This window comes from Aureibaculum algae (assembly GCF_006065315.1).
Lineage (GTDB): Bacteria > Bacteroidota > Bacteroidia > Flavobacteriales > Flavobacteriaceae > Aureibaculum > Aureibaculum algae.
On sequence record NZ_CP040749.1, the window covers coordinates 3,047,763 to 3,061,426 of the forward strand.

Consider the following 13,664-nt stretch of genomic DNA (forward strand, 5'->3'; position numbering starts at 1 on the left):
AAAACTGTTAAATTATTATTCTTTTTGTTAATCTTAGTTAAATCAATACTAAAGATTAAATACTTAAGTTAAATTTGTTTGAATGAGTAAACGTGTATTTGTACTCCTAATTATATTAATGAGTATTGCCTTAATAGGTATAATTTCAGTTCAAATTTATTGGATTAAAAGTTCTGTTGACATACGTGAAAAGCAATTTGAAAATGATGTTAAATTTGTTTTGTCAAAAGTATCTGAAAACATTCAAGAAAGAGAAATTAGCGATTATTATAGAGAATATAAAACTGTAATTGATAGTGCAACTAGATCTGATGGTGAATTAATTAAAAAAGATTTCTATTTTTCGAAAATTGATACAGTGACCAATGAAATATTTTCATTTAGACAAAGTGTTCTCGAAAATAGTTTTAAAACCGACATACCTTTATTCGAAAATGATTCTTTAATCTTTAAAGATATACTTTCGGAAGAAGTACAAGAAGTAAGTTCTTTTAATGATTTTTTCCAAAGCGACATAAATGATGTTACACCTACTGAACGTATTTATAATGTGGCTCGAGATAGTAGATTGATAGCTTTAAATTTTGAAAATAATTTTAAAAAAATTGCAGCACAGAAACCTATTTATGATAGAATTGGCACCAATGAAATCTCTTTAAATCTAGAAAACGAGTTACGAGACAGGGGTGTTGATATCAAATTTAACTTTGGGGTTTTTGGTGATGGTTTAGCCACAAAAGTAAAATCATCTAAGTTTAAAAACATTGAAGGTAAAAGTTATAGCGTTCCTTTATTTATTGATGATGATGGTAATAGTAATTATGAATTACGGGTAACATTCCCTTCAAAAAACGAATATATTTTTGCTTCAATTACTAATATATTGATATTGGCAGCTATTTTTATATTGGTGATTATGTTGGCTTTTGGAAGTGCTATTTATCAATTAATTAAACAAAAACAGATATCGGAAATAAAGACCGATTTTATAAATAATATGACGCATGAGTTTAAAACACCAATTGCGACTATCAATTTAGCATTGGATGCTATTAAAAATCCGAAAATAATTGGTGATAAAGATAAAGTATTGAGATATACCGAAATGATTCGTCAAGAGAACAAAAGAATGCATGGTCAGGTAGAAAATGTGTTACGAATTTCGAGATTAGAAAAAAATCAATTAGATATTTCGCAAGGAGTAAATGATTTACACGACATAATAGAAGATGCTATTACTCATGTACAATTAATAATAGACGATAAAGGTGGTTATATTAATTTGCATTTAGAAGCTTTACAAAGCGAAGTGATGATTAATAAATTTCATTTTACGAGTGTAATAACTAATATTTTAGATAACGCAATTAAGTACACTAATGAACCACCAAAAATTGACATTTATACAGAAAATGCAGGTAATTATGTAATCTTACATGTTAAAGACCAAGGAATTGGAATGAATAAAAATGTTCAAAAACATGTATTTGATAAATTTTATAGAGAACAAAAAGTTAATATTCACGACGTTAAAGGACATGGTTTAGGCCTGTCATACGTAAAAAAAATAGTTGAACACCACCATGGTAATGTTTATGTAGAAAGTGAAAAAGGAAAAGGAAGCACATTTACAATAAAATTACCGTTAATTTAAAAATTATGGCAAATAAAAAAATATTATTAGTTGAAGATGACCCAAACTTTGGTACCGTTTTAAAAGACTACCTAATGTTAAATGATTACTCCGTTACCCATGCAAAAGATGGTTTAGAAGGTTTAATTATGTTTAAAAATGATGAATTTGATCTTTGTATTTTAGATGTGATGATGCCAAGAAAAGACGGCTTCTCATTAGCAAAGGATATAAGAACAACAAATACGGATGTTCCCATTGTTTTCCTAACTGCGAAAACTATGAAAGAAGATGTTTTAAAAGGATACGAATCTGGTGCTGATGATTATTTGAATAAACCATTTGATTCAGAAGTGCTATTACATAAGATCAAAGCGATTTTACAGCGTAAAGAAATTGACATGAGTGCTGATGATGAAAAACATGAATTTCAGATTGGCAAGTTTTTCTTAAACTCTAAATTAAGACATTTATCTTACGATGGAGGTGAAATACGAAAACTATCTCCTAAAGAAAATAAACTTTTAAAAATGTTAGCTATACATGTAAATGATTTAATGCCAAGAGAATTAGCATTGACTAAAATTTGGAGAGATGATAACTACTTTACTTCAAGAAGTATGGATGTTTATATTGCAAAACTTCGTAAGTATTTAAAACCAGATCCTTCGGTTGAAATTGTAAATATTCATGGAGAAGGTTTTCGACTAATAGTTGGAGACGCTCAATAACTAAAAGAAAAAGACTATCATATTAATGATAGTCTTTTTCTTTTAAATTAAATACGAATATATTTTTTAGCCTTCTTCAGACTCAATACCCATAACTTTACCTTTTTCGCTTACAAGTAATATATATGGAAAGTTTTTTCGCTCTATTTTGAATCTGTAAATTTTGTCTGATTTACTGTTTGATGATTTCAATTTATAGCTTACATCCTTAGAAATTTTATAGCCTGAATAACTTTTTAATGTCTCTTTTACACTGTCGGGTACTTCAAGCATTTGAACTTTAAATACTTTCTCTTCTTGTTTATCCGCAACCGTAGACTGAGCATTCATGTTTTGAAGTCCAACATAACCTAAACAAAGTAACACTGCAATAATTCTTATATTTTTCATTTTATTTTTTTTAAAATTTAATTATTTTCTTGAACTCCAACTTGTATTATATCTACCTCCATCAAAATCATATCCTAACACTAATAATGGTGTTCCATAAGATCCAAATTGTATAGATTCGTTAATATTAAATTGGTACCCTAGACCTAAATACATTTTATCTTTTTTTAATCCTAACAATGGGGAAACTGATAAGGGCTTAAAACCTTGATCATTTAAGAACCTTGTATTAATACCTGCCCAATAATATCCATCATCTGTTAATTTTCTAGCTTTAAAGTTAATATCAGAAACCGAACGTCCATCACCCTCAAAATATTTGAAAAATAAAGAAGGTTCATATTCATATTCGTCGTTATCACTTAAAAATGTATAACCGGTAAATAAATAATAATTTCTTAATTTAACTGGTTCTGAATTATCAAATATTTTTGTAGCTTTATTTAGTATATTAGATGCATTAGCACCTACAAAATAATTTTTAATTCTATATAAAGCTCCTACTTCAAAATTATGGTTTGACGTTGATTCACTTGCTCCAACATGCGGATCATTATTTCCTGTACCCGTACCATCATCAAATTTATCTGTATCAATTTTAAAATGATTGAATTTATAAGAAAGTCCAAATGACAAATATTCATCATCGGCTTCAGATAAAATTAAATGATAAGCGTAAGACAGCTGAGCTCCCATTTGCTTGGTATTACCATTTCGGTCATTATATAATATAACCCCTACACCTGTATTCTCACTTATTCTTGTATCATATGATAACTGTTGAGTTAAAGGTGCGTTTTCCACGCCTAACCATTGAGCTACACCGCTTAAACGTAGTTTATGCACATCATCAATACCTGCATAAGCTGGAGAAATAACAAAGGTATTCTCTACTAAGTATTGCGAATAGGGTGATAATTTTAATTCTTGTGAATTTGCCATAATAGTAAAGGCAAATAACATTACGGTATAAATATATTTTTTCATTGGGTTGAATAGTTTTTAATGTTATCTATATAAGGTAAAGTTGCCTTTAAACTCTCTTTTGTCATTTGCCGCATTAAGTTTAATGATATACCAATAGTCACCCGATGGTAATAATTTACCTTTATAAACGCCATTCCATGACTGTTGAATTCCTTTATACTCCTGAATTAATCGTTGGTATCTATCAAATATCTTTACCGTTATATTCGGATATATTGCAATGTTTCTAGGATACCATGTATCATTTATACCATCACCATCCGGTGTAAAGAAGTTTGGAATTTCAATATCTTTTACCTCAATAATTTCCGATACAACACACCCTTTATTATCTTTTACATAGAAAGTGTAAAAACCAGCTCCAGATACTGTAAATACATTAACACTTCCAAAGTCTTCATCTTTAACCTCTGGTGATATTAATTTATCAGTATTCTTAAGCATTGCATATTGATATTCAGGCTCACCGTTTGTCGCATTAACAACATATTCAACTAAAGAATTTGCTGAGTTGTCTACATTAAAACTCACAGGCGTATATGCTTCAACAAGAACTACAACAGGCTCATCAGTACAACCAGTACTTGTGTTTCTAACTCTAACTGTATGCTCACCATTTGCTACATCTTCAAAAATATTTGATGTTTGATATGAACCACCATCTAAACTGAATTCAACTTCATTTTCGTATTCCGTTGCTACAGCTGTTATAATTTGATTTTCAGAACCTTCACATTTAAATCCTGCGTCAGCAGTAAATTCTAAAAATGTTAATTGACTTAAAGTAACTGACTCCGTAGTTTCACAAGTATTTACACCTTTTACTTTACGTATTATAATTTCGTAATCTCCAGCAACCAATCCACTAAATAAAGAGGACGCTTGATAAGTTGTTCCTCCATCAATACTATAGGATAATGCATTACCTGATGTGTTCTGACTTACATTAATGTTAATAGAACCATCACTACCTCCATAACATAATACATCTTGTTTTTCAACAGTGTATTCAATTTCTGGATCAAAATCAATGTTAGCAACAGTTGTTGTTGTACAACCATTCGCATCTTTTACTGTGATCGTATGATCTCCTTCTGTAGAAACTTCGAAAATGTTAGAATCTTGATAACTTGTACCATTATTGATACTATATTGATACGGTGGCGTACCTCCTGTTCCCGTAGCATCTATTCTTCCGCTTAGGGCATTACCATTACACGGCATAATATTATCTAAAACACTATTCGTAGCTTGTAATAAAGTTGGTTCACCAATGGTAAAGTTGAATACATCAAAACAACCATCAGTGTTCGTAACTTTAACTGAATAGTCTCCAATATCTAATCCTGTAAAATCAAATGATTTCGCTGCTGTAGGCCCTTCCGTTGCAATAACACTACCAGCTTGTGATAATTCATAAGTAAAAGTAGCTGCATCATCAGTTATAGTAACATTAACCTTACCATCTTCACTATCCTTACATAAGGCATCAGAAGGAGTGAATGCAACATCTAAACCAAGAACTGTTATTGTTCGAGTAGTTATCGTACAACCTATTTTTGTTTGTGTAACAGTATAAACACCAGGTCCATTAATTGAAATCGTTTGACCGGTACCTAAATCATTACCATTCTGGTCTACCCATTCATAAACATTATAACCATCATGACCAGAAATTGTTAACGTATTATTACAATACTCTTCAGTACTATCAAATTGACAAGAACTAGTATCTACATATAAATCCATAGAACCAACATTTGGCAATCCACAGCCATTAACTCCTATTAAACCTGGTTGATCTGAAACATTTTCACCAGAAGTTACCCCTCCATATGATGAGCTGATTGTATTTTGTAATAAATTAGTACATGCATCTGTATAATCAAAACAATTATCAGAAGCAGTTACTTGATATCTTATATTATATGAATCTGAAGCACTATTTCTTAAGACTAGTGTATCATCAATAGTAAACGTTATTTGTCTGGTAGCAGCATTAAATGTATGTGTAATTAAACCAGCGGCCAATGGTGTGCCTGATGCATCTAAAAATTCAAATGTAGTATCATCTAAAGTTACATTTAGAGGTAACGTGTTAGTCACCACCGTGCTTGTAGCATCATCAGTACCAATATTTTTAAAATTAACATTATACCAAACTGTTTCACCTAGTTGTACTGGTGAATTATAGGTTATTGGATTGTTAGAAGTATCTTCAACACTAGTTAGTACTTGTAATACAGGCTCAATTATATTTATTGAAAAAGTATTTAAAAAAGTAAAGATATGATCTCCACCTACATTATTTGTTACCCGTACAGTTGCTCCAGTTTCACCATTTCCAATTAGCACATTACCCCCATTTAATGGTGTGAAATCTAATATTTTCTGATCCCATCCTAACGTGTTAGAACTATTTAAATTTCTATCGGTGTCTACAACTCCATCATGAGTAATATTACTACTGAAAAAATTATTGATATCATTTGCATCATCATATAATGAAGTAAAACTAGTTTTTCCATCTGCCTTAAACTGCATATGATCACCATACAAACCTAAATCTCCTTCTAAGGCTGCAACCCCCACTTTACCCTCAACAGGACCTGATGGTGGAGTTGTAAAACCTGAATAACTAAAATCAACTACGTTGTTTGGTGAATTTCTAACCGCAGACATACCATCAAACGTACTGATGTACTTTCGTGGCTCAGATGGATCTTCATATACAATAACTAAAGACCAACCTGCGGCATTATTTGTACCAACATTTGTACTTAAGTCAGCTACATAGTAATCTCCATTAGGGTTGGTAATAGAAGTTACAATACTTGTAACATCTTTATAGAACACTAAATCTAAATCTTCTCTTTTAGAGACGTCTGTTATATCGGCTGTTATTAGCTGATAGGCACCTCCAGGTATTTTAAATTTAACTTCATTAGGAGCCGGAGTTGAAGGAGCTCCCACTGCACCCCAATATAAACCAGCATAAACAACTCGGTTACAAGAACCTGTTGTAAATTTAGCACTACTTGAATTAAAAGTATTAGTATCACCATCAATATCAACAAAAACCATATCAATATCATTGTTACGATCTGTACCATTGTAAGGTTGATCACTAGTTTCTCCTAAAATGGAATTTCCGATAATTGTTAATTCTCCATTTATTCCAGTAGATTCAAATCTCTTTTCAAATGGAATTGTAGTTTGAGCACTGGAGATTAAAGGAAATATTAAAAGTGCCACTAATAATAAAAGCGTGATGTAAATAAAATTACACTTTTGTGTAGTTTGTTGGGTTGATTTCATTTTGTACAAGTATTTAGCGAATGAATAAGTAAAACGCGAGTTTATGTTCTTTAGTATACACATAACAACTAATGAACAAAAATTCCTACCCTAATTATTAAAATAAACTATTATTGCACTAAAAATGAAGAACTTGGAAGGCATTAAATTTTCTTTTAAAATGTGTTCTTTTTTATAAAAAATCTTTCAAAATTGAAAATTAAAACGCAAACGTCTTGCCAGAAAAACTTTGGAGTATTTAATTGTTTTTTATACTGTTTTTTACAATAGATAACAATACGTATAATACTATTATTAAAGGGATTGCGTAGATGTAAAAGAACACTACGAGTACTGTAGAAATTACCAAAAAGGAAAGTTCTATATAATTATTGCTTAAAGAAAAGTTTTTAAATTTTAAAGAGAAAAGTGGAATTTCCGTATTCATTAAAAAACTAAAGAGAAGGGTAACAACAATTAAAAAATAGGGATTTGATACAAGATTAAAAATAAAATCATTATTACCAAAAGCTAAAATTACAGGTAGGCTGAGAACGAATAAAGCCATAGCCGGAGTTGGTAACCCTATAAACGAAGAAGTTTGACGATCATCCAAATTAAATTTCGCCAATCTATAGGCTGCTGCCAATGTTAAAATTATTCCTACAAATGGTAAGAGTTGTACTGTGTGAATTTTAAAACCAATCCAATTTAAAGATTCCGTTTTCTCAAACATCGAGACTTCAAACGAATCATGATTTAAAGAACTTAAAATCAACTGAAACATTACAATACCTGGCACTACTCCACTTGTTACAACATCGGCTAAGGAATCTAATTGCAAACCTAATTCACTCTGAACATTTAATAATCGTGCCGCCAAGCCATCAAAAAAGTCAAAAAAGATACCCAGCAACACAAAAATGGCTGCAGTTACTAAGTCATTATTTGCGGCAAATAGCACAGCAATGACACCAGAAAACAAGTTTAATAATGTTATAATATTTGGAATATGTTTTTTAATGACGATAGGGTTTTAGGGTAAACAAATTTAGAGAAATATTAATAAATTTACTTTAAACAATTAAATATATAATTATGTTAATAAAATATAGGGATAGTTTTTTGTAATTTATTATGATTTCTTACTTTAGCAAACATACAAAAATCCCAAGCAACTTAATGTCAGAACAAACCAAATATACTGAAGATAATATTAGATCACTAGATTGGAAAGAGCATATCCGTATGCGTCCGGGTATGTATATTGGTAAATTAGGTGATGGCTCTTCGGCTGATGATGGTATTTACATCCTTATAAAAGAGGTCATTGACAATTCTATTGATGAATATGTAATGGGTGCTGGAAAAACCATAGAAATTTCTGTGAAAGACAAAGTGGTGACTGTAAGAGATTATGGTCGTGGTATTCCGCTTGGTAAGGTGGTTGATGTAGTATCTAAAATGAATACGGGTGGCAAGTACGATTCTAGAGCTTTTAAAAAATCAGTGGGTCTAAATGGAGTGGGTACAAAAGCAGTAAATGCGTTATCATCTCACTTTAAAGTGCAATCGGTTCGTGACAATAAGTCGAAAATTGCTGAATTTGAACAAGGAAACTTGACTTTAGATGATAAAATTCAAGATTCTTCTTTACGAAAAGGTACTAAAGTCAGTTTTACACCTGACGAAATTATTTTTAACAATTACAAATACAGAAACGAGTATATCATAAAAATGATTAAAAATTATGTCTATCTCAATACGGGATTGACGATACTTTTTAATGGTGAAAAATATTATTCTGAAAATGGCTTAAAAGATTTATTGGAAGAAAATATTGCTGAAGAAGATATGGTTTACCCAATCATACATTTACAAGGTGATGATATAGAAATTGCTTTAACCCATAGTAAATCGCAATACAGTGAAGAATTTCACTCTTTTGTAAATGGGCAACACACCACACAGGGTGGTACACACCAAAATGCCTTTAGAGAAGCGGTTGTAAAAACGGTTCGTGATTTTTTTGGAAAGAACTATGAGGCATCAGATGTTAGAAAATCAGTAGTCTCTGCCATTAGCGTAAAGGTAATGGAACCTGTTTTTGAGAGTCAAACCAAAACAAAATTGGGATCCACAGAAATGGGTGGAAAATTACCCACAGTACGGACTTTTATACTTGATTTTGTAAAGCGAAACCTTGACAATTATTTGCACAAAAATCCAGCTACGGCTGAACAAATGCAAAAGAAAATCTTACAAGCAGAACGTGAGCGTAAAGATTTGTCTGGAATTAGAAAACTAGCCAGAGACCGAGCCAAGAAAGCTAATTTACACAATAAGAAATTACGAGATTGCCGTGTACATTTAGGTGATATGAAAAAAGACAATCGTTTGGATAGTACTTTGTTTATTACGGAGGGAGATTCAGCGAGTGGTTCTATTACTAAATCTAGAAATGTAAATACGCAGGCAGTATTTAGTTTAAGAGGTAAGCCTCTGAATTCCTTCGGTATGAGCAAAAAAATTGTTTATGAAAATGAAGAATTCAATTTATTACAGGCGGCTTTAAATATTGAAGATGGAATAGAGAATTTAAGATATAATAACATTGTAATTGCTACTGATGCGGATGTTGATGGTATGCATATTCGATTATTATTGATTACTTTTTTCTTACAGTTTTTTCCAGAATTGATAAAAGAAGGTCATTTATTCATTTTAGATACGCCACTCTTTAGGGTGAGAGACAAAAAAGAAACCTTTTATTGTTATTCAGAAACGGAAAAACAAAATGCTATTAAAAAATTAAGAGGTAAGCCAGAAATGACAAGGTTTAAAGGATTGGGAGAGATATCACCTGACGAATTTGCAAACTTCATTGGAGATAGTATTCGCTTAGACCCTGTTATGCTTGACAAAGAAATGTCTATAGAACAATTGTTGACTTTTTATATGGGTAAAAACACCCCAGACCGTCAAAAATTTATAATTAATAATCTAAAAGTTGAACTTGATTTAGTTGAAGAAGTATAATGCAAGAAGAAGAAGAAATCCAACCCGAAAATAATCAAGAAAACCTTTCAGACGAGACCATAACTAAGGTCTCAGGCATGTATAAAGATTGGTTTTTAGACTATGCCTCATATGTAATATTAGAACGTGCAGTACCAGCCATTGATGATGGTTTAAAACCTGTACAGCGGCGAATTATGCAGTCTATGAAAGATTTAGACGACGGTCGTTACAACAAAGTTGCCAATTTAGTGGGTCACACCATGCAGTACCATCCGCATGGAGATGCTAGTATTGCTGATGCCATGGTACAACTTGGCCAAAAAGAATTACTTATTGATATGCAGGGAAACTGGGGTAATATCCTTACTGGGGATAGAGCTGCAGCTTCGAGATATATAGAAGCTAGGTTATCCAAATTTGCCTTAGAAGTTGTTTTTAATCCGAAAACTACGGAGTGGCAAGCGTCGTACGATGGTCGTCGTAAGGAACCCATAGATTTACCTGTTAAATTCCCTTTATTATTAGCTCAAGGTGCTGAAGGTATCGCCGTTGGTTTATCTACAAAAATACTACCGCATAATTTTAATGAACTTATTGATGCCTCTATAAAGCATCTCAAAGGAAAAAGCTTCGTACTTCTTCCTGATTTTTTAACAGGAGGTATTGCGGATGTTACAAACTATAACGAAGGCAAACGAGGAGGCAAAGTTAGGGTACGTTCAAAAATATCTCAATTTGACAAAAACACACTAGTTATCAATGAGATACCTTTTGGAACCACAACCTCTTCTTTAATTGACTCTGTACTTAAAGCTAACGACAAAGGCAAAATAAAAATAAAGAAAATAGAAGATAATACCGCTGCTACAGTTGAAATATTAGTGCATTTACCAAATGGCGTTTCGCCAGATAAAACGATTGATGCCCTCTATGCTTTTACCAATTGCGAGGTTTCTATTTCACCACTGTGCTGTATTATTGAAAATAATAAACCGATTTTTATCGGGGTTAATGAAATGCTACGTAAATCTACCGATCACACGGTAGCATTATTAAAACAAGAGCTTGAAATTCAACTTCAAGAATTAGAAGAACAGTGGCATTTTGCTTCATTAGAACGCATTTTTATTGAAAACAGGATTTATCGCGACATTGAAGAAGAAGAAACTTGGAAAGGCGTTATTGCCGCTATTGACAAAGGTTTAAAACCACATACAAAACATTTAAAACGAAAGGTTACTGAAGAAGATATTGTTCGTTTAACGGAAATAAGAATTAAAAAAATATCAAAATTTGATATTGACAAAGCTAAACAGTTTATAGAAAGTCTTGAAGAAAAAATTGCTGAAGTAAAACATCATTTAGCAAATTTAATAGTATTTGCTATTGATTACTTTAAAAACTTAAAGGAAAAATACGGTAAAGACAAAGATAGAAAAACTGAAATTAGAATCTTTGAAGACATTGTAGCCACTAAGGTTGCCATGAAAAATGCTAAACTTTATGTCAACCGGAAAGAAGGGTTTTTCGGAACATCTTTACGTAAAGATGAATTTGTAGCCGATTGTGCAGACATCGATGACATTATTGTTTTTCTTGAAGATGGTAGAATGGTCGTTTCAAAAATAGATTCCAAAACTTTTGTCGGTAAAAATATTATACATATTGCTGTTTTTAAGAAAAAAGACAAGCGTACGGTTTACAATATGATTTATCGTGATGGAAAGGCTGGCCCAACGTATATGAAACGCTTTTCTGTAACCAGTATCACCAGAGATAAAGATTATGATCTAACTGCGGGCAACAAAGGCTCTAGTGTGCTCTATTTCTCTGCAAATCCAAATGGTGAAGCAGAAGTGGTAATGGTTTATTTAAGAGCTTTAGGCAATGTAAAAAAATTAAAATGGGAAATTGATTTTGCAGATTTAGCAATAAAAGGTCGTGGTAGTAAAGGGAATACTGTTACAAAACATGCTGTTAAAAAAATAGAACTTAAAGAAAGAGGAATCTCTACACTTAAACCACGTAAAATTTGGTTTGACGATACCGTACAAAGGCTGAATGTTGAAAACAGAGGTGATTTATTAGGTGAATTTACGGCTGAAGATCGTTTGCTAATTATCACACAATCGGGAACAGTAAAAACGATAATGCCTGAACTTTCTGCTCATTTTGATGATGACATGATTATTCTAGAAAAATGGATTCCAAATAAACCTATTTCTGCAATTCATTATGATGGCGAAAAAGAACGTTATTATGTCAAGCGTTTTATGATTGACAATCCTAACAAGGAGGAAATATTCATTTCTGAACATCCAAAATCGCAACTTGAAATTGTAGCCACTGATTTCAGACCTATCGCCGAAGTTATTTTCTCTAAACGTGCTTTAGAAAACGAAACAGTTAACTTTGAAGAATTTATTGCAGTAAAAGGCATTAAGGCGATTGGAAATCAACTAACTACAGATAAAATAAAACAAGTAAACCTACTTGAACCTCTTCCTTATATAGAACCAGAGGTAAACACAGTTGATGTAGTTGAGGAAGTAGAAATAGACAACACTAAACCTGAATCAAAACCAGAAGTTAATAACGATGAAGACGCCTCTGAAGATGATGATGGACAAATCACATTGTTTTAGATAAACCCTGATAAACTATTTTTTCCATTTAATCCCACAACCAATACTGGGCTTCTGAATAGATTCATTGTCTTTATTAGTCAATAGGCAGTCTAAAGCATGACGTAAATCGCTACCCGTTACCGCTAACCCATTACCAGGTCTGGAATCGTCAAATTGTCCACGATAGGCCAATTTTAAATCCGTATCAAAAACATACAAATCAGGAGTACAGGCCGCATCATACGTTTTAGCCACCTCTTGGGTTTCGTCATACAAATAAGGAAAAGGATATTTTAATTCTTTAGCTACTTTTTTCATTAAATAGGGAGCATCCTGTGGGTAATTTTCTACATCATTGGAAGAAATAGCAATAAATGATATTCCATTACTGATATAATCATTTGCAACCTTTACCAGCTCCTCATTTATATGGATAACAAATGGGCAATGATTACAAATAAATAGCATAACAGTCCCCTTTTCCCCTTTTAAATTAGTCAATGACAACGACTGGTCAGTCACTGTATCTTTTAAATTAAATTTAGGTGCTTTTGTTCCTAAAGGAATCATATTTGAGGGTGTTCTCGCCATTATTTTAGATTATATTTGTAGTTTTATAGCATAAAATTACTAAAAATATGTCAGACATAATTTCTTTTGAAGATTTCACTAAAATAGACATCAGAACAGGTACTATTATTGAAGTGAATGACTTTCCAAAAGCAAAAAAACCCGCGTATCAACTTACTATAGATTTCGGGAAATTAGGAATTAAAAAATCCAGTGCACAAATAACAGATCTCTATTCAAAAGAAGACTTACTAAATAAACAAATAACGGCCGTTGTCAATTTTAAACCGAAACAAATTGCCAATTTCGTCAGCGAATGTTTGGTGCTAGGTATTGAAAACAACAATAAAGAAGTGGTACTCTTAAAATCAACTATAAAAACTATTAACGGTACGCCAATTAATTAAT

General features: G+C 31.8%; 10 protein-coding genes. 5 read left to right on the plus strand and 5 right to left on the minus strand.

Annotation, left to right across the window (positions count from 1 at the left end; all coding sequences use genetic code 11):
- The first annotated feature begins 82 nt into the window (after window positions 1-82).
- Together FF125_RS12780 and FF125_RS12785 are read left to right on the plus strand one after the other, a co-directional pair.
- Entirely contained in the window at window positions 83-1,654 is a 1,572-nt protein-coding gene (locus tag FF125_RS12780) for a sensor histidine kinase (RefSeq protein WP_138950129.1), read from the plus strand.
- A 5-nt stretch (window positions 1,655-1,659) separates the two neighbouring features.
- Window positions 1,660-2,364, plus strand: a complete 705-nt coding sequence (locus tag FF125_RS12785; protein WP_138950130.1) for a response regulator transcription factor — start codon at window positions 1,660-1,662, stop codon at window positions 2,362-2,364.
- Window positions 2,365-2,430: 66 nt separating this feature from the next.
- On the opposite strand, the gene FF125_RS12790 is transcribed toward FF125_RS12785, so the two are convergent.
- The 4 genes from FF125_RS12790 to FF125_RS12805 all read right to left on the minus strand — a co-directional run bounded on the left by FF125_RS12790 (window position 2,431) and on the right by FF125_RS12805 (window position 8,068).
- The gene (locus tag FF125_RS12790) at window positions 2,431-2,754 is read right to left on the minus strand and encodes a hypothetical protein (RefSeq protein WP_138950131.1); all 324 of its coding nucleotides are present in this window, start codon (window positions 2,752-2,754) and stop codon (window positions 2,431-2,433) included.
- A 21-nt stretch (window positions 2,755-2,775) separates the two neighbouring features.
- Complete coding sequence (locus FF125_RS12795; RefSeq protein WP_138950132.1) at window positions 2,776-3,741, minus strand: PorP/SprF family type IX secretion system membrane protein; 966 nt, start codon at window positions 3,739-3,741, stop codon at window positions 2,776-2,778.
- 21 nt (window positions 3,742-3,762) lie between these two features.
- Window positions 3,763-7,059, minus strand: coding sequence for a T9SS type B sorting domain-containing protein (locus tag FF125_RS12800; protein ID WP_175418923.1), 3,297 nt, complete (start codon window positions 7,057-7,059; stop codon window positions 3,763-3,765).
- Between the two features lie 238 nt (window positions 7,060-7,297).
- Entirely contained in the window at window positions 7,298-8,068 is a 771-nt protein-coding gene (locus FF125_RS12805; protein WP_138950134.1) for a CDP-alcohol phosphatidyltransferase family protein, read from the minus strand.
- Window positions 8,069-8,220: 152 nt separating this feature from the next.
- Here FF125_RS12805 and FF125_RS12810 point away from each other — a divergent pair, with 152 nt between their 5' ends.
- Both FF125_RS12810 and FF125_RS12815 read left to right on the plus strand, forming a co-directional pair.
- A complete protein-coding gene (locus FF125_RS12810; RefSeq protein WP_138950135.1) occupies window positions 8,221-10,077 on the plus strand; it encodes a DNA topoisomerase IV subunit B in 1,857 nt (618 codons plus the stop codon).
- Window positions 10,077-12,704 carry a DNA gyrase/topoisomerase IV subunit A gene (locus tag FF125_RS12815; protein ID WP_138950136.1) on the plus strand — a complete coding sequence of 876 codons (2,628 nt, stop codon included), beginning with the start codon at window positions 10,077-10,079 and terminating at the stop codon, window positions 12,702-12,704. Before FF125_RS12810 ends, FF125_RS12815 begins: the two co-directional genes overlap by 1 nt.
- A 15-nt stretch (window positions 12,705-12,719) precedes the next feature.
- Here the strand turns inward: FF125_RS12815 and FF125_RS12820 are convergent, their stop codons facing one another.
- Window positions 12,720-13,277, minus strand: coding sequence for a thioredoxin family protein (locus tag FF125_RS12820; protein ID WP_138950137.1), 558 nt, complete (start codon window positions 13,275-13,277; stop codon window positions 12,720-12,722).
- Between the two features lie 47 nt (window positions 13,278-13,324).
- Between FF125_RS12820 and FF125_RS12825 the strand changes: the two genes are divergently transcribed.
- Window positions 13,325-13,663 carry a tRNA-binding protein gene (locus FF125_RS12825; RefSeq protein WP_138950138.1) on the plus strand — a complete coding sequence of 113 codons (339 nt, stop codon included), beginning with the start codon at window positions 13,325-13,327 and terminating at the stop codon, window positions 13,661-13,663.
- Window position 13,664 lies beyond the last annotated feature (1 nt).

Bases quoted from the DNA above. Each gene is read 5' to 3' on its own strand.
- FF125_RS12810 (WP_138950135.1), top strand. From the start codon at position 8,221: ATGTCAGAACAAACCAAATATACTGAAGATAATATTAGATCACTAGAT.
- FF125_RS12790 (WP_138950131.1), bottom strand. From the start codon at position 2,754: ATGAAAAATATAAGAATTATTGCAGTGTTACTTTGTTTAGGTTATGTT.
- FF125_RS12780 (WP_138950129.1), top strand. From the start codon at position 83: ATGAGTAAACGTGTATTTGTACTCCTAATTATATTAATGAGTATTGCC.
- FF125_RS12795 (WP_138950132.1), bottom strand. From the start codon at position 3,741: ATGAAAAAATATATTTATACCGTAATGTTATTTGCCTTTACTATTATG.
- FF125_RS12785 (WP_138950130.1), top strand. From the start codon at position 1,660: ATGGCAAATAAAAAAATATTATTAGTTGAAGATGACCCAAACTTTGGT.
- FF125_RS12815 (WP_138950136.1), top strand. From the start codon at position 10,077: ATGCAAGAAGAAGAAGAAATCCAACCCGAAAATAATCAAGAAAACCTT.
- FF125_RS12825 (WP_138950138.1), top strand. From the start codon at position 13,325: ATGTCAGACATAATTTCTTTTGAAGATTTCACTAAAATAGACATCAGA.
- FF125_RS12800 (WP_175418923.1), bottom strand. From the start codon at position 7,059: ATGAAATCAACCCAACAAACTACACAAAAGTGTAATTTTATTTACATC.
- FF125_RS12820 (WP_138950137.1), bottom strand. From the start codon at position 13,277: ATGGCGAGAACACCCTCAAATATGATTCCTTTAGGAACAAAAGCACCT.